Here is a 15,307-nt window from a genome sequence, read left to right as displayed (position 1 = left end):
GTTGCCATGACGGCGGCAGAGCGCGGCACCGGCCATACCCGGCCGGAGCGGCACCGGGTGGTTCTCACCGGACTAGGAGTGGTGTCGAGCATCGGACTCGGCGCGAAGGAGTTCCTTCAGGGACTGCGTGAAGGCCGCAGTGGTGCCCGGCCCATCTCGGTGTTCGACACGGAGGGTTTCGCCCACGCGAACGGGTGCGAGATCGCGGATTTCGACCCGCAGGACTGGATCAGCACGCTGGACGTGGAACAGCTCGGCAGGGCCGCGCAGTTCTCGGCCGCGGCTGCCCGGATGGCCCTGGAGGACTCGGGACTCGATCTGGCGCAACTGCGCACCCGCCGCGGGCTGATCTCCATCGGCACCACGGATGGCGAGAGCTACGACCTCGACCAGCTGGTGGAGAGCGAACTGGCCGACGGCACGGGAGCCTTCGACCCCGCGGCCGCCCGGCGCATACCGGCCGGGCGACTGTCGGTCGCCATCGCACAGGAACTCGGCCTGACCGACGTGGAGGCACTGACCATCCCGACCGCCTGCTCGGCGGGCAACTACGCCATCGGCTACGGCTTCGACGCCGTCAGCTCCGGTGAGGCGGAGTTCGCCTTCTGCGGCGGGGCGGACGCGATGTGCCGCAAGACCTTCACGGGCTTCTACCGCCTGGGCACCATCGCCCCGGACCGCTGCCAGCCCTTCGACGTCGACCGCAAGGGCATCCTCACCGGCGAGGGCGCGGGCGTGCTGGTCCTGGAGCGCCTGGACTCCGCCCTGGCACGCGGCGCGACCATCTACGCCGAGGTGCTCGGCTACGGGCTCAACTGCGACGCCCACCACCAGGTCGCCCCTGACCGGGACAGCGTCGCCGAACTGATGCGCCTCGCGCTGGACAACGCCGGCGTCAAGCCGCACGAGGTGGACCTCATCTCGGCGCACGGCACCGGCACCAAGGCCAACGACATCACCGAGGCGGGCGCCATCCGCCAGGTCTTCGGAGACACGCCTCCCCGCACCGTCTCCATGAAGTCGATGCTCGGCCACAGCATGGGCGCCGCCAGTGCCCTCGGCGCGATCGGCTGCGCCCTGGCCATCCAGAACCGTTTCATCCCCCCCACCATCAACCATGTCACCACCGACCCCGAGTGCGACGTCGACTGCGTACCGAACCAGGCGGTCGAGGCCGACCTGCGGATCGTCCAGAACAACGGTCTGGCGTTCGGCGGCAACAACGCGGCGGTACTGCTGGGCCGGTACGACGCGATCAAGGAGGCGTCATGACGAGCCGCCCCATCATCGGGATGGGCGCCGTGGCCGCCACCGGCTCCGGTGTCGGTGAACTCTTCGAGAACCTGTGCGCGGGCGTCAGCGGCCGCGCCGAGCTGCGCGGCTTCGATCGCACCAGGTTCCGGGCGCAGCACGCCTACGAGGTCGACGACCGACCAGCCGTCGGCGAGGACATACCCGGCCGCGCGAGCCGCCTGCTGCACGAGGCCATCGCCCAGGCCGCCGCCGACGCGGGCCTCGGAGAGGACCTCTCCGGCATCCCGATCCTGGTCGGCACCGGCCTGCGCGAACTGCGCTCGCTGGAGCTGTGGTGGCGTGACGGGTCGCCCTTCGCCGACTCCGGGCTGCACTTCGGCACAGGGCTGCGCGAGCGGTTCAACGCCGATGTCACCCACACCTTCTCCAACGCCTGCTCGGCATCCCTCTACGCCCTCGCGCTCGGCAGCGACCTGCTCAGCCAGGAGGGCGAGGACGCCCCCGACACCGTCATCGTGGCCGGCGTGGACGTCCTCACCGAATCCATGTACGGGCTCCTGGAGCGCGTCCACCCGACCCCGCCGGACCGTGTGCGGCCCTTCGACCGCAACCGCACCGGCGTCCTCATGGGCGACGGCGCCGCCGCGATCGTGCTGCGCCGCACCGACGCGGGCGCCCCCCGGGTCTACGGCCACTTGCGCGCAGTCGCCGTCAACTGCGACGCGTACCACGTCACCGCGCCCTCCCCGGAGGGCATCGCCGAGGCCATGCGCACCGCCCACAAGCTGGCCGGCGTCAAGCCGTCCGACGTGGACCTGGTGATGCTGCACGGCACCGGCACCCTGCTCAACGACGAGGCCGAGGCCACCGCGCTGGCCGACGTACTCGGCGGCGACGCCTCGGTGCCGCTGATGACCGCCGTGAAGTCCATGACCGGGCACACCTCCGGCGCGTCCGGCCTCATCAACCTGATCGTGGGCGTCAAGGCCCTGAACGAGGGGCGGGTACCGCCGACCGTGGGCCTGGACGAGCCGGTCGAGGAGGCCGCACCGTTCCGCTTCGTCACCGGGCAGCCGGCCGTGGACCGGCAGCTGAAGGTGGCGCAGCTCAACGCCTTCGGATTCGGCGGCATCAACGCCGTCGCCATTGTGGAGGGGATCCGATGACCGCCCAGAGCCTCGACACCACCGTGGTGGTCACCGGCGCCGCCGTCCTGCTGCCGGGCGCCGACACCGTACGCGCCCTGGCCGAGGGCCCGGCCGTCGGCGGCGCCCCCGTCGAACCGGCCGCCCACGTCGGCAAGAAGGGGCTGCGCTACAAGGACCGCGCCACCCAGCTCGGCTACGCCCTGACCGCCGCCGCCCTGCGCGACGCCGGCCTGCTCGGCGCGGACGAGAAGGACGGCCTCAGCGTGCCCGCCACCAGCGTCGGCGTGGTCGCCAGCTCCAACTTCGGCAACCTCGACACCGTCACCCGGGCCCTGGACACCATCCGGGAGGAGACCGTCACGGCCACCTCCCCGATGGACCTGCCCAATGCCTCCAGCAACGTCATCGCCTCCTCGGCGGCCATCCGCTACGGGCTGCGCGGCCCCAACCTGATGGTCTGCAACGGTGAGACCTCGGGCCTGGACGCCGTCCACTGGGCCGCCACGATGATCGCGGCCGGCCGCACCGAGCGGGTCCTGGTCCTCGGTGTGGAGCCGGACAACGAGGTCGTACGCCGGCTGCTGGGCGGCGGACACGCCGTCGACGGGGGCGCTGCCCTGGTACTGGAGTCCGGCGCCGCGGCCGACGACCGCTCGGCGACCGTACGCGCCGTGCTCGGCGCCTATCGCAGGGGCGCCGGTGAGAGCGTCGAGGGCGGCCGCCGCTGGGAGCTGCCCGAGCACCTCGGCACGGCCTCCGGCGCGCACGGCCTGCTCCAGGTCGCCGCCGCGGTCGGCCTCTTCGACGCCGGCGAACCGGGCCCCGTACAGGCGGTGACCGGCAGCAGGGCCGGCGACGCCCGCGCGGATCTCCTGTTGCTCGCCCCGCGAGCAGCGTGAGCGCCACGACGAAGGAGGAGACAGCCGTGGTGAACACCCATGTGGACCTGCGCCCGGTCGCCGTCGAGCGGCGCACCGAGGGCCGGGGCGGGCCGCGCGTCCTGTTGCTGCACGGCCTGGCCGCCAACGACAGCGTCTGGGAGCGCGTGCTGCCCGAGCTGCCCACGGACTACCAGCTGTGGACCGCCCGGCTGCCCTGGAGGACCGAGACCATCGCCGACTGGAGCGAGCAGCCCAACCTGCGCGGCTGGCTGGCCAAGGCGCTGGAGGCGGTCCCGGGCGGGGCGGAGGTGGTCGTCGCCCACTCCATGGCGGCCAACGTGCTGCTCGACCTGCTCGACCAGAAGAACCGCGGCGGGTCCGACGGGCTGCGTCAGTTCGGCATCCGGGCCCTGGTCCTGGTGTCACCCTTCTACCGGGCCCGCACCGAGCAGTTCGACTGGGACACCATCTCGTACTACCTCAACGACTTCCACCTGATCATGGAAGAGGGGATCCGGGCCCATTCGGGCGGCCGGGTGCCCGCCGACATCCAGCACGCCATGGGGGAGCGGGTCCGCGACCGGGTCGGCCCCTACGGCTGGTTCCGCTTCTTCGACCTGTACCTGCGCACGCCTTCCCTGGACACCGGGCGGATCACCGTTCCGACCCTGGTACTCGGCGGCGAGACCGACTTCGCCGCCCGCCCGGAGGAGAGCACCGCCCTCGCCGAAGCCCTCCCGAACGCGGTCGCCCGCGTCCTGCCCGGCACCGGCCACTTCCCCATGCTCGACGCGGCGGACGTCTTCGCCGCCGCGGTGAGCGAGTTCGTCCACATCACACTGGGCCCGGCCGCGCAGCGCGCGAAGGCCCTCACCGACGCCCTGGAGCTCCAGCGATGACCCTCGTCACGGACACCGCCGTCAAGGCGCTGCTGACCACCGCCACCACCACCACGGTGCGCCCCCGCTACGAGGGGTCCAACATCTGCACGTGGATCGGCTTCAAGCACGTCAACTACCTGGTCGAGGAAGCCGTACTGGACCACTTCCGCCAGGCCGGACTGCCCGCCCGCGCGCTCTACGAGGAGCACGGGCTGGGCCTGGACCTGGTCTCCATCGACAGCCGCATCCTGCACGCCTTCCACATGGACGACACCGCCGATGCCGAGGTCGTGCCCTGGACGAAGGACGACGACGGGACCATCGGCTTCAAGGTCACCATCCAGTTCGAGCGCAACGGCGAGATCCACAAGGCGGTCACCTCCAAGGTCCGCGTCTCCCTGCGCATCGACACCTACCTGGAGGCGGCCGGCGAGGTACCGGAGCAGCTTGCCCGCTTCGCCGTCGCCACCCTCGGCGACGACCTCCAGCGCGAGCCGGGCACCCCCGCGGAGGAGGAGATCCTCGCCTCCCTGACCGCCGGGCAGAACGCCTACGCCTGGAAGTGGAACATCCCGTACCCGTACTGCCACTTCACCGAGCGCATCCAGATGTCGGGCTACCTGCGCCTGATGGAGGAGGGCAAGGACCGCTTCGTCGCCGACCGCGGCATCTCCATCAAGACCCTGCTCGACGACCGCCGCTGGATCCCGGTCGTGCCCCGCTCCGACATCCGCATCCTCGACGAGGCGCTGATGGAGGAGGACCTCTACACGGTCTACACCGTCGAGGAGGTCTTCAAGGACTTCACCTACACCTCGCGCATGGACTTCTACGTGCTGCGCGACGGCAACCTCGTCAAGACCGCCACCGGCCGCATCGTGCACGGCTACGCCGTCATCGAGAACCGCCGCGACTGGAGCCTGGTCAACTTCGACCAGCACGTGCTCGACGCGATCAACGGAGCACCGGCGGCGTGAGCGAGATCTGGGAGAGCGGCACCCCACGCCTGCTGCTCATCGAGAGCCAGGGCCGCATCGCGCAGGACGCCGGCTTCCGGCGCGACGCGGTCACCCAGGTGCTCACCGGGCAGTCGGCGCTTCTCTTCCTGGTCCAGGACGGCGTCGTGCTCGCCGTCCCCGGCAGCGACAGCGACCTGGACCGGTTCCAGAAGGAGGGCGGGGTGCTCGCCGCAGACAGCTTCTCTCTCGCCCAGCGAGGCCTGGACACAGCCGCCCTGCGGCCCGAACTGTGCGTCGTCGGCATGGACGTGGTGGCCGGCTGGATCCTCGATCCAGCCGTCAGGGTGGTGTGGCACTAAGTGGCCAGGCAGATCCCCCACACGGACGTGCTCATCACCCTCATGGGCTCCCCTCACACGTCTGACCAGGTCACCACCGCACTGCGGCTGACCCAGGCCCTGCTGGACCGCGGCGCCACCGTGCAGGTGTGGACCTGCGGGTACGCCACCTTGCTCACCCAGCGTTCGCTCGGCCCCCAGAAGCCGCGCAACCTGGCCGACTGGAACCAGGAGTACCCCTCCACGTCGGCCCTGATCGAGGACCTGCTGACGACCTACGAGGGCCGGCTCCACTGGTACGGCTGCCGGTTCTGCAGCGACGACCGAGGGGCGGTGGACCACCTGCCCCAGGTGGTGCTCCGCCCGCCCGCCGGGTACGCCGCCAACGTCGCGGCCGCCGACAAGACCCTGCACCTGGGGGGGATCTGATGGACCGTCGGGTGCTGGCCGTCATCGAACGAGGCTACCGGGGCGCGCTGGAGAAGCAGTTCTTCGACGAGCTCTACCTGGCCACCGAGCTGCACCGGCAGCTCGGCGGCCTCGACATCCTGCTGCGCGGCTCCGCCGTGCCGTACGCCCTGGACGCGGGCCCCGCGCCCGCCCTGCGCATAGGTACCCGGACGGTGGACACCCTCACCGACCCCCACAAGGGACTGCGCACCCTGCTCGGCGTGGGAGTCCGCGTCTTCGTGGAGGAACCCGACATCGCGGCGCTGCACTCCACGCACCCGCTGATCGAGGGCATCGCCCTGGTCCGCGCGGGCGAGACGGCCGAGCGCTGGAGCGACTACCGGATGGTCCTCTTCCTGTGACCACCCCGAACGGAAGGAACACGTGACGGTCATGACCACCCTCACCACGGGCGCCGGACGCCCGGTGATCACCGCCTGGTCTGCCGTGTCGCCGTACGGCATCGGCAGGGCGGCGTTCACCGAGGGGCTGCGGGAACGGCGCTACACCGTCACCGAACTCGGCCCCGAGCACGGCACCACCCCCGGCGGCGTCGGCCACGTCGTGCCCGGCTTCTCCGTGCGCGAGGTGCTCGGCAAGAAGGGCACCCGCTCCATGGACCGGGTCACCGGCCTCGCCGTCACCGCCGTCGGCTCCCTGCTCGACGACGGGGAGCGCAACCGCGCGGTCGGCACCGGCGAGGGCGCGGCGTTCGCGCTCGGCACCACCACCGGCAGCGCCCAGTCGATGATGGACTTCACCCGCGACTCCCTCACCGGGGAGCAGCCGTTCTTCGTCGACCCGGCGCGGTTCCCCAACACCGTCATGAACTGCGCGGCCGGCCAGAGCGCCATCTGGTACCAGCTCAAGGGCCCCAACGCCACCATCGCGGGCGGCCGTACCGCCGGCCTGCACGCCCTGAACTACTCCCGCCGCCTGCTCGGCGCGGGCCGCGCCCGCACCGTGCTGTGCGGGGCCGCCGAGGAGTTCAGCCAGGCCCGCGCCTGGCTGGAGCACCACAGCGGAGACCAGGGCGCCGACCCGGCCCCGGCCCTCGGCGAGGGCTGCGCGATGCTCCTCGTGGAACCGCACGACCCCGAGGACCCCGGCCAGCCCGTGCTCGCCGAACTCCTCGCCGTGGAGCTCGGCGTCGTGCTCGACGCGGACCCCCGCCCCGCTCTGGTCTCCACACTGCGCTCGGCGCTGCGCCGGGCCGGAGTCGACCCCGCCCAGGTGGCCGCCGTCGCCCGCTGCGGCGCACCCGGCCGCGAGGGCCTGGGCGAGGCCGAGGCGGTACGGGAGGTGTTCGGGACGGCCGAGTACGCCGACCTCACGCCGACCCACCTGATCGGCGACACCGGGGCCGCCGCGGCCGCCTTCCAGGCCGCCGCCCTGCTCTCGTACGCCGAGGACCGGCCCGCCGAGGCGGCCGGCCGGATCGGCGTGATCACCTCCGTGGACCGCACCGGAACCGTCGGCTGCGCCCTGCTGGCCCTGCGCTGATCCCCCGCCCCGACCGAAAGGACCGAAGAACCGTGCTGGAGAAGGAAGAACTGCGCGCCGTCGTGGCCCAGGTGCTCGATGTCGACGTCGACGAGGTGACCGACGACGTGCGGTTCGTCGACGACCTCGAGGTCGACTCGCTCATGGCGCTGGAGATCGTCGTCGTCCTGGAGAAGAAGTACGGCGTGAAGCTGCCGGAGTCCGAACTCAAGCAGATCGTCACCCTGCAGAGCGCCTACGACCTGCTCGTCACAAGGCTCGCCACGGCGCAGGCGGCATGATGGCCGGCGCCAGCCCATTGAGCGGCGCGGTCGAGATCCTGCCCGCCGACGGCGAACTGACGGGCGCGGCCCGGTTCACCGTCGCGGACACCGAGACCGTGCTGCCCGGCCACTACCCGGGCTTCCCCATCTTCCCCGGCGTCTGCCTGGTGGAGTGCGCCCGGCTGAGCGCCGAGGCCACCCTGCCCGGCGAGGCCAAGGGCGCCGCTCTGGCCGCCGTGGAGTCCACCCGGTTCACCGGGCCGGTCTTCCCCGGCGACCAGGTCGACATCGACCTGGTGTGGAAGCGGACCCCGGCCGGCGACTGGCAGTGCCGGGCCAAGCTCAGCACCCGGCGCGGCCCCGCGGCCAGCGTCCGGCTGCGCTTCGCCCACCCGGCCGGCGAGGCGGCCGCCGCATGACCGGCCAGCGCGACATCAGGGCCCGGCTGCCGCATCGCTTCCCGATGCTGCTCGTCGACCGCCTCGTCGACGTGGTCCCCGGCGAGCGCCTCATCGCGCTCAAGGCGGTCACCTGCAACGAGCCCTGGTACGAGAAGCTCGGCCCGGACACGCGGGAGGAGGACTTCGCCTACCCGGCGGCGCTGCTCGTGGAGTCCTGGTGCCAGTCCGCCGGGGTCCTCGCCACCTGGGACGACCCCAACCCGGACGTGCTCGACGGGCAGGTGATGCTCTTCGGCGGCATGACCGGCGTCGAGTTCCACCGCCCGGTGCTGCCCGGCGAGGTCCTGGAGCACCGGGTCCGCCTGGACCGCAAGGTCGACGACACCCTGCTGTTCGAGGGCGAGACCCGCTCCGCCGGCGAGACGGTGATGACCGTCGGCCGCATCGTCATGGCCTTCCGCCCCGCCGCGGCCCTGCGCCCGGCGCCCGCAACCGCCTGACCCGCCCGCCCGAGGAGAAGAAGACCATGTCAGACAGCACGAGCCGGGTCGCCCTGGTCACCGGCGGATCCCGGGGCATCGGCCGGGCCACGGTCCGGGCGCTGGCCCGCGACGGATTCGACGTCGCCTTCTGCTACCGCTCGGACGACGACGCGGCGCGCACCCTGGAGAAGACGGGCCAGGAACACGGCGTCCGGATCGTCGGCACCCGGGTCGACGTCGCGGACGGAGCCGCGGTGCGGGCCTGGATCGAGGCCACCGAGGAGCAGCTGGGCCCGATCGACGCGGCCGTCACCGCCGCCGGCATCACCCGCGACAACCCGCTGGTCCTCATGGAGGACGAGCAGTGGCGCCAGGTGATCGACACCAACCTGAACGGCGTCTACCACGCCTGCCGCGCGGTGGTCTTCGGCATGATGAAGCGCCGCGGAGGCGCCATCGTCAACATCTCCTCGGTCGCCGGGGTCTACGGCAACGGCACCCAGACCAACTACTCGGCCTCCAAGGCCGGGATCATCGGCTTCACCCGCGCCCTGGCCAAGGAGACCGGCCGCGCCGGCATCCGCGTCAACGCCGTCGCCCCCGGCTTCATCGAGACCGACATGGTCGCCGAGATGAACGACAAGGCCCGCAAGGACGCGCTCTCGTCCATCCCGCTGCGCCGCATGGGCACCGCGGAGGAGGTCGCCGACCTGGTCGCCTACCTGGTCTCGGAGAAGGCCGCCTACATCACCGGTGCCGTGCTGCAGATCGACGGCGGCATCACCATCTGAACCCCCGTACGACCCGCAGACGAACCGCTGGAGGCGGCGATGGCACGACGCGGACCACGCTGGTACTTCTCCTTCCGCAGTCCCTACTCATGGATGGCCTACCGGGACCTGGTGGACCACCACGCGAACGTGGCCGCGGCGATCGAATGGCTCCCCTTCTGGGAGCCGGACGAGCCGGCCCTGGACGAGCTGGAGCGCAGCAACATCACGCTGCCCTACGTCCCCATGTCCAAGGAGAAGCACCTGTACATCCTCCAGGACGTCCGGCGCCTGGCCCGGGCCCGCGGCCTGGACATGGTGTGGCCGGTGGACCCCGCCCCCCACTGGGAGGTCTCCCACCTGGCGTACCTGGCCGCCGCGCGGCTCGGCGCGGGCCCGGAGTTCATCGCCGAGACCTACCGCGCCCGCTGGGAGCTCGGCGAGAACATCTCCGACCCCGACACCATGCGCAAGATCGGCGAGAGCCTGGGCCTGGACCCCGCGGTGCTCGCCGGGGCCCACGAGGACCCCGAGATCCGCGAGTTGGGGCTCAATGCACTCAACTCCCTGCATCGCGACGGGGTGTTCGGCGTTCCCTTCTTCATCAGCGGCTTCGACAAGTACTGGGGGGTCGACCGGCTCCCCGCCTTCGTCGAGCAGCTGTCCTCACGGGCCGCCTGACCGCGTACCCGTACCCCGTCCGTACCCGTACCCCGTCCGTACCCATTCGCGCAATCGCACCGGAGGAAGAACCGGCCATGACCACCAACCCGTTCGAGAACGACGACGCCCGCTACCTGGTCCTCGTCAACGAGGAGAACCAGCACTCCCTCTGGCCCGCCTTCGCCGAGGTCCCGGCCGGCTGGACCGTCGCCCGCGGTGAGGACAGCCGCCAGGCCTCCCTGGACCACATCAACGAGAACTGGACGGACATGCGGCCGAAGTCGCTGGCCGACGCCATGGACGCCGCCTGACATCCCCCGCCGGGCGGTCTGGCAGCGGGCGTTGGCAGCAATCTGCAACGCCCGTTGCCCACGTCCGGAGCCGATGACAGCGTGGCGCTCACGCAGCTTCCCAGAAAGCGATGCCGCTCATGACCCACTCCCTGATGTGCCTTCCGTTCGCGGGGGGCGGCGCCGGTTTCTACCGCGCCTGGAAAGACCTGCCCGCCCACGCCCCGCGGATCGTCCCGATCCAGCTGCCCGGCCGTGAGGAGCTCTTCCTCGACGAACCGTTCCGCGACGCGATCGCGGCCGCCGAGGTCCTCGCCCGGCGCGTCGCCGAACGCGCCGGGAGCGAGCCCGTGGCGCTCTTCGGGCACAGCCTGGGCGCGGTCCTCGCCTACGAGGTCGCCCGCCGCCTGGAGCGGAACCCGGCCGTGGACTTCACCCACCTGTACGTGAGCGGCTCGCCCGGCCCCTGGACCGGCCGCTCCCGGCGGGCGACGGGCCTGGACGACGACGCGTTCCTCGCCCGAGTGCGGGAATTCGCCGGGTACGAGCACGACGCGCTGGCCGACCCCGACATGCGGGAACTACTGCTGCCGATCCTGCGGGCGGACGTCGAGATGCACGAGACCTACCGTCCCGACTCCGACGAGCCGTTGCACACCCCGATCACCTCGCTGCGCGGCACCGAGGACGCCCTGGTGACGCGTGCCGAGGCCGAGGAGTGGCGGCAGGCCACCACCGGGGCCTTCCGCCTGGTGGAGCCGGCCGGCGGTCACATGTACCTCACCGAGTCGCCGCTGCCGCTGATCGACGCGATCGCCTCGGTGCCCGCCTCATGACCGCGGCCACCGCCCCCACCGCGCACGCGGCCACCGCCGCCGGCCGGCTCACGGGCAAGACCGCCGTCGTCACCGGAGCAGCCAGGGGCCTCGGCCGTTCCTGCGCCGTCCGCTTCGCCGCCGAGGGCGCCGACCTCGTCCTCGTCGACGTGGCGGGCGACGTGGCAGGGGTGCCCTACCCGCTGGGCTCGCGGAGCCAGCTGGAACACACCGCCCAGCTCTGCCGGGCATACGGCGTCCACGTGCACACCGCCGCCGCCGACGTCCGCGACCCCGACGCCGTCGGGGCCGTCGCCGACCAGGCACTGGACCGCTTCGGCACGATCGACGTCCTGCTCAACAACGCCGGGATCGCCGCCCCCTCCGGCAAGGCCGTGCACGAGATCGCCGAGGACGAGTGGGAGCTGATGGTCGGCACCGACCTCACCGGCGCCTGGCGCATGATGAAGGCCGTCGTCCCCGCCATGGTCGAGCAGCGCTCCGGCAGCGTCATCAACGTCGCCTCCACCGCCGGCCTCGTCGGCTACCGGCACTTCGCCGGCTACGTCGCCGCCAAGCACGGCCTCATCGGCCTCACCAAGGCCGCGGCCCTCGACTACGCGCCCTTCCGGGTCCGGGTCAATGCCCTGTGTCCCGGCTCGGTGCGCGACGACCCGCTGCACGAGGGCCGCATGCTCGCCGAGATCGCCCGCTCCCTCGACGTCGACGTCGCCGAGCACGAGGAGATCTTCGTCCAGTCCCAGCCGATGAACGCCCTCATCGAGCCGCAGGACATCGCCGGCGCCGCCCTCTGGCTGGCCGGTGACGACTCGCGCCAGGTCACCGGGACCACGCTCACCGTCGACGGGGGCTTCAGCGCCCGCTGACCCCCGTCCCGCCTTCCCCTTCCCGTACGTACAGGAGTCCGACCATGTCGAGAAGTCAGGCCGAGTCCTGCCACAGCCTGGTGGTCCGGATGCCGGGCCCTGTCGATGCCGGGGAGCTCGAACGGCGCCTGCGCGCCGGCGCGGCCGTCGTCTGGAGCGCCCCCGGAGAACTGCGCCTGTGGCAGGAGCGGCTGCCGTACGCCGCCGCCGATCCGGCCGCCACCGAGCGCCTGCGGCGGGAGGCCGAACGCCCGCTGCGCACCACGGGCCGGCCGCTGCGCGCGGTCCTGCTGAGCTACCGCGACGGCGACGCCGACCTCGTCCTCGTCGCCCGCCGTACGCTCTCCCTCGACGCCGCCACCCTGGCCGTCACGCCCGCCCCCGCCGCGCCCCCGGCCGGCCGGCGGCCGACCCTGGAGTGGGGCCTGGGCGACCCGGCGCGGGCCGGACGCACCGCCGAGGCGGCCGTCCCCGACGTGCTGCCCGGCGACCCGGCGCTGCTCGCCGCCGCCACCGCCCTGGTACTGGCCCGCTACGGCGCGTGGGAGGCGGTGGACGAGACCCAGGACGCGGCCGCGTTCACGGCCCGCTGGGCTTCGTACGACGGCAGCCTGCTCGACCTCGCGGGGATCGGTGTCCTGGTCGAGGAGTACCGGCCGGGCCTGCGCCGCCTGCCGTCCCTCGCCCCCGTCCTGCCCGGCGTCCTGCACCTGACCCGGCACCCCGACGGCACCGCCTCCGGTGTCCTGCGCCATGACCTCGGCGACCTCGACCCGGCTGTCGCCGAGCGGTTCGCCGCCCATGTCGCCCATGTCGCAGCCCAGTTGACGGCCGCGCCCGGGCGCCCGCTGAGCTCCGTCGAGCTGCTCACCGCCGACGAGACCGCCCATGTGATGGCCCTTGGGGTCACCCCCACCACCGGCAGCCCCGAGGCCGCCGCCCGGACCATCGACGGCCTCTTCGCCGACGTCGTACGCGCCCGACCCGACGCCATCGCCCTGACTGCCGGAAACACCAGCCTCAGCTACGCCGAACTCGACGTCCGCGCCGAGCGCACGGCCACGGGCCTGCGCGCCCTGGGCGTGGCCCCCGGCGCCATGGTCGGCGTCGCCCTGGAGCGCGACGCCGACCTCGTGGTCACCCTGCTGGGCGTCCTCAAGGCGGGCTGCGCCTACGTCCCCATGGACCTGCGCTACCCGGCCGAGCGGCTGCGCTACACCGTCGAGAACGCCGGCGTCACCGTGGTCGTCGGCACGGCCGACGGCTTCCCCGAGCAGGCCGGCGTACGCGTCGTCACCCCGGACGCGCTGCGCGCCCTGGCCGACGGGACGGTCCTGGAAGCCCGCGCCGAGGACGGCTCGTCGCCCGCCTACGTCATCTACACGTCCGGCTCCACCGGCCGCCCCAAGGGTGTCGTCGTCCCGCACCACAACGTCGCCGCCCTGATCGAGGCGACCCGCGAGGACTTCCGGCTCGGCGCCGACGACGTGTGGACCCTCTTCCACTCCAGCGCCTTCGACTTCTCCGTCTGGGAGATCTGGGGTTGCCTGCTGACCGGTGGCCGCCTGGTCGTGGTCGACTACTGGACCACCCGCGACACCGAGCTCTTCCACACCCTGCTGGTCCGCGAAGGCGTCACCGTCCTCAACCAGACCCCCTCGGCCTTCGCCCAGGTGGTCGAGTCCGACCGGCAGGCCCCCGCCGACGCGCTCGCCGTACGCCTGGTGGTCTTCGGCGGCGAGCCGCTCGACGTCCGGATGCTCGCCCCCTGGTTCGCCCGGCACTCCCACACCGCGTGCCGGCTGGTGAACATGTTCGGCATCACCGAGACCACCGTGCACGTCACCGCCCACACCGTCACCCCGGCCGACGTCCTCGCCGCCGGCCGCAAGGTCGGCCCCGCGCTGCCCGGCTGGACCCTGTCGGTGCGCGACCCGCGGGGCCGGTTGCTGCCGCCCGGCGCGGCGGGCGAGATCTGCGTCGGCGGCGCCGGCGTCGCCGACCGGTACCTGGGACAGCCGGAACTGACCGCCGAGCGCTTCGTCACCGACCCCTACGGGAGCGGGCGGATCTACCGCAGCGGAGACCGGGGCCGGCTGCGCCCCGACGGCAGCCTGGAGCACCTCGGGCGGCTCGACAGCCAGGTCAAGGTGCGCGGCCACCGCATCGAGCTGGACGAGATCCGCAACGTGCTGCTCAGCCACCCCGACGTCGCCGGCGCCGCCACCGTCCTCAACCACGACACCCCGGGAGACGCGGCCACCGCCCGCATCGACGCATACGTCGCCCTGCGCAACCCGGCGGCCACCGCCGAGATCCTCGCGCACGCTCGCGGGGTGCTGCCCCTCTACATGGTCCCCGCGTCCCTGACCGAGGTGGCCGCGATCCCGCTGACCATCAACGGCAAGGTCGACACGGCCGCGCTGCCGGCCCCGGCCGCCGTCGCACACCTCGACCTTCCGGCCGAAGCGGCGCCGGGGACGGGCCCGGAGCACGACCCGCTGACCGAGCAGATCCTCAAGCTCTGGGGCCACGCACTGAATTACGACGTCACCCCGGATGACAACTTCTTCGAACTCGGCGGCAATTCCCTGCTGGTCATCCGGGTACTCCGGGAAATGCGTGACCACGGTCTGCCGAAGGTCACCACCCAGGACTTCTACCGCAACTCGACGGCAGGCCGGTTCATCGAACTGGTACGGGATGCCCAGCGGTAAATCCGTTACCGCGACGCGGGAATGTCGACCCGGCGCTTGACGGCGGACAGAAAAGAGAGACGGACGATTCCACTTGGAATCCGGATCACTTTCCAGTACCGCCCGAAGCTGCGCCGGGTCGCCTCGTCCGTGGCCAGGATCCTGGTCTCCGTGGACAGAATTCCGTCCGCGTACCGCATCGTGAAGACGGCCTTCGTGCAGCCCGGCTCCGCGTACTGCGTGAACACCTCGGCCATCGGCCGGTCCGGCGTCACCGGGCCGGCCTGCGAACCGATGCCCCCGTACACCAACTCATCGTCGGACAACTCCAGTACGGTGTCACCGTCCTTGGCGAAGTCGTCCAGCACCCGGCCGTCCGCCGCCAGCCTGCTCTTGGTGAACCGGAACAGGAACCGGGCCACCGGCGCCTCCCGCCAGGTCATCTCGCGGGCCGCCCGCATCACCTCTTCGCGCGGAGCCTTCACGGCTATCCAATGCCGCTCCCGAAAATGCCATTCGGGCATGTAGCGGTCGACGATCGTACGTTCCGCATCCTTCTTCTCGCTCATGCGTCGACGCTAGCATGCGGCCGACTTCTCCCCAGGGCTTGGCAGCTTTCTGCAACC

At 72.1% G+C, this 15,307-nt stretch carries 19 protein-coding genes; 18 read left to right on the top strand and 1 reads right to left on the bottom strand.

The features are described from left to right. Nucleotides 1-6: 6 nt before the first annotated feature. The 18 genes from OG490_RS37670 (at nt 7) to OG490_RS37585 (ending at nt 14,702) form a co-directional block, all read left to right on the top strand. On the top strand, nt 7-1,272 hold the full coding sequence (locus tag OG490_RS37670) for a beta-ketoacyl-[acyl-carrier-protein] synthase family protein (RefSeq protein ID WP_330301245.1): 1,266 nt from the start codon (nt 7-9) through the stop codon (nt 1,270-1,272). Continuing rightward, nucleotides 1,269-2,420, top strand: a complete 1,152-nt coding sequence (locus OG490_RS37665; protein ID WP_330301244.1) for a beta-ketoacyl-[acyl-carrier-protein] synthase family protein — start codon at nt 1,269-1,271, stop codon at nt 2,418-2,420. Before OG490_RS37670 ends, OG490_RS37665 begins: the two co-directional genes overlap by 4 nt. Next, on the top strand, nt 2,417-3,301 hold the full coding sequence (locus OG490_RS37660) for a beta-ketoacyl synthase N-terminal-like domain-containing protein (protein WP_330301243.1): 885 nt from the start codon (nt 2,417-2,419) through the stop codon (nt 3,299-3,301). Before OG490_RS37665 ends, OG490_RS37660 begins: the two co-directional genes overlap by 4 nt. A 26-nt stretch (nt 3,302-3,327) precedes the next feature. Then, complete coding sequence (locus OG490_RS37655) at nt 3,328-4,182, top strand: alpha/beta fold hydrolase (RefSeq protein ID WP_330301242.1); 855 nt, start codon at nt 3,328-3,330, stop codon at nt 4,180-4,182. Next, nucleotides 4,179-5,141: a hypothetical protein gene (locus OG490_RS37650; protein WP_330301241.1), complete on the top strand. Its 963-nt coding sequence runs from the start codon at nt 4,179-4,181 to the stop codon at nt 5,139-5,141. The genes OG490_RS37655 and OG490_RS37650 overlap by 4 nt, the downstream gene beginning before the upstream one ends. Continuing rightward, nucleotides 5,138-5,482, top strand: coding sequence for a hypothetical protein (locus OG490_RS37645; RefSeq protein WP_330301240.1), 345 nt, complete (start codon nt 5,138-5,140; stop codon nt 5,480-5,482). Before OG490_RS37650 ends, OG490_RS37645 begins: the two co-directional genes overlap by 4 nt. Next, complete coding sequence (locus tag OG490_RS37640) at nt 5,483-5,890, top strand: hypothetical protein (RefSeq protein WP_330301239.1); 408 nt, start codon at nt 5,483-5,485, stop codon at nt 5,888-5,890. Further along, complete coding sequence (locus tag OG490_RS37635; protein ID WP_330301238.1) at nt 5,890-6,273, top strand: hypothetical protein; 384 nt, start codon at nt 5,890-5,892, stop codon at nt 6,271-6,273. The genes OG490_RS37640 and OG490_RS37635 overlap by 1 nt, the downstream gene beginning before the upstream one ends. A gap of 31 nt (nt 6,274-6,304) precedes the next feature. Next, the gene (locus OG490_RS37630; protein WP_330301237.1) at nt 6,305-7,414 is read left to right on the top strand and encodes a beta-ketoacyl synthase N-terminal-like domain-containing protein; all 1,110 of its coding nucleotides are present in this window, start codon (nt 6,305-6,307) and stop codon (nt 7,412-7,414) included. A 32-nt stretch (nt 7,415-7,446) separates the two neighbouring features. Next, nucleotides 7,447-7,695 (top strand): acyl carrier protein, encoded by a 249-nt coding sequence (locus tag OG490_RS37625; protein WP_330301236.1) that lies wholly within the window; start codon nt 7,447-7,449, stop codon nt 7,693-7,695. Then, complete coding sequence (locus OG490_RS37620) at nt 7,692-8,096, top strand: 3-hydroxyacyl-ACP dehydratase FabZ family protein (protein WP_330301235.1); 405 nt, start codon at nt 7,692-7,694, stop codon at nt 8,094-8,096. Before OG490_RS37625 ends, OG490_RS37620 begins: the two co-directional genes overlap by 4 nt. Next, on the top strand, nt 8,093-8,578 hold the full coding sequence (locus tag OG490_RS37615) for a 3-hydroxyacyl-ACP dehydratase FabZ family protein (RefSeq protein ID WP_330301234.1): 486 nt from the start codon (nt 8,093-8,095) through the stop codon (nt 8,576-8,578). The genes OG490_RS37620 and OG490_RS37615 overlap by 4 nt, the downstream gene beginning before the upstream one ends. Nucleotides 8,579-8,604: 26 nt before the next feature. Further along, a complete protein-coding gene (gene fabG, locus OG490_RS37610; RefSeq protein WP_330301233.1) occupies nt 8,605-9,351 on the top strand; it encodes a 3-oxoacyl-[acyl-carrier-protein] reductase in 747 nt (248 codons plus the stop codon). Nucleotides 9,352-9,390: 39 nt separating this feature from the next. After that, nucleotides 9,391-10,011 carry a 2-hydroxychromene-2-carboxylate isomerase gene (locus OG490_RS37605; RefSeq protein ID WP_330301232.1) on the top strand — a complete coding sequence of 207 codons (621 nt, stop codon included), beginning with the start codon at nt 9,391-9,393 and terminating at the stop codon, nt 10,009-10,011. A 77-nt stretch (nt 10,012-10,088) separates the two neighbouring features. Continuing rightward, nucleotides 10,089-10,304, top strand: coding sequence for an MbtH family protein (locus OG490_RS37600; protein WP_330301231.1), 216 nt, complete (start codon nt 10,089-10,091; stop codon nt 10,302-10,304). Nucleotides 10,305-10,423: 119 nt separating this feature from the next. Then, nucleotides 10,424-11,119 carry a thioesterase II family protein gene (locus tag OG490_RS37595; RefSeq protein ID WP_330301230.1) on the top strand — a complete coding sequence of 232 codons (696 nt, stop codon included), beginning with the start codon at nt 10,424-10,426 and terminating at the stop codon, nt 11,117-11,119. Further along, the gene (locus OG490_RS37590; protein WP_330301229.1) at nt 11,116-11,985 is read left to right on the top strand and encodes a mycofactocin-coupled SDR family oxidoreductase; all 870 of its coding nucleotides are present in this window, start codon (nt 11,116-11,118) and stop codon (nt 11,983-11,985) included. Before OG490_RS37595 ends, OG490_RS37590 begins: the two co-directional genes overlap by 4 nt. A 44-nt stretch (nt 11,986-12,029) precedes the next feature. Continuing rightward, nucleotides 12,030-14,702 carry an amino acid adenylation domain-containing protein gene (locus OG490_RS37585; RefSeq protein ID WP_330301228.1) on the top strand — a complete coding sequence of 891 codons (2,673 nt, stop codon included), beginning with the start codon at nt 12,030-12,032 and terminating at the stop codon, nt 14,700-14,702. Between the two features lie 5 nt (nt 14,703-14,707). On the opposite strand, the gene OG490_RS37580 is transcribed toward OG490_RS37585, so the two are convergent. Beyond that, nucleotides 14,708-15,250, bottom strand: a complete 543-nt coding sequence (locus OG490_RS37580; protein ID WP_330301227.1) for a hypothetical protein — start codon at nt 15,248-15,250, stop codon at nt 14,708-14,710. Nucleotides 15,251-15,307: the final 57 nt, after the last annotated feature.

The sequence above is a fragment of the Streptomyces sp. NBC_00503 genome (assembly GCF_036346895.1).
Taxonomy (GTDB): Bacteria; Actinomycetota; Actinomycetes; order Streptomycetales; family Streptomycetaceae; genus Streptomyces.
This window is presented reverse-complemented; position numbering and strand designations above follow the sequence as displayed.

Coding starts and splice junctions, on each gene's coding strand:
- OG490_RS37650 (WP_330301241.1), top strand. CDS start 4,179: ATGACCCTCGTCACGGACACCGCCGTCAAGGCGCTGCTGACCACCGCC.
- OG490_RS37660 (WP_330301243.1), top strand. CDS start 2,417: ATGACCGCCCAGAGCCTCGACACCACCGTGGTGGTCACCGGCGCCGCC.
- OG490_RS37585 (WP_330301228.1), top strand. CDS start 12,030: ATGTCGAGAAGTCAGGCCGAGTCCTGCCACAGCCTGGTGGTCCGGATG.
- OG490_RS37595 (WP_330301230.1), top strand. CDS start 10,424: ATGACCCACTCCCTGATGTGCCTTCCGTTCGCGGGGGGCGGCGCCGGT.
- OG490_RS37580 (WP_330301227.1), bottom strand. CDS start 15,250: ATGAGCGAGAAGAAGGATGCGGAACGTACGATCGTCGACCGCTACATG.
- OG490_RS37615 (WP_330301234.1), top strand. CDS start 8,093: ATGACCGGCCAGCGCGACATCAGGGCCCGGCTGCCGCATCGCTTCCCG.
- OG490_RS37670 (WP_330301245.1), top strand. CDS start 7: ATGACGGCGGCAGAGCGCGGCACCGGCCATACCCGGCCGGAGCGGCAC.
- OG490_RS37630 (WP_330301237.1), top strand. CDS start 6,305: ATGACCACCCTCACCACGGGCGCCGGACGCCCGGTGATCACCGCCTGG.
- OG490_RS37605 (WP_330301232.1), top strand. CDS start 9,391: ATGGCACGACGCGGACCACGCTGGTACTTCTCCTTCCGCAGTCCCTAC.
- fabG (WP_330301233.1), top strand. CDS start 8,605: ATGTCAGACAGCACGAGCCGGGTCGCCCTGGTCACCGGCGGATCCCGG.
- OG490_RS37635 (WP_330301238.1), top strand. CDS start 5,890: ATGGACCGTCGGGTGCTGGCCGTCATCGAACGAGGCTACCGGGGCGCG.
- OG490_RS37590 (WP_330301229.1), top strand. CDS start 11,116: ATGACCGCGGCCACCGCCCCCACCGCGCACGCGGCCACCGCCGCCGGC.
- OG490_RS37665 (WP_330301244.1), top strand. CDS start 1,269: ATGACGAGCCGCCCCATCATCGGGATGGGCGCCGTGGCCGCCACCGGC.
- OG490_RS37620 (WP_330301235.1), top strand. CDS start 7,692: ATGATGGCCGGCGCCAGCCCATTGAGCGGCGCGGTCGAGATCCTGCCC.
- OG490_RS37600 (WP_330301231.1), top strand. CDS start 10,089: ATGACCACCAACCCGTTCGAGAACGACGACGCCCGCTACCTGGTCCTC.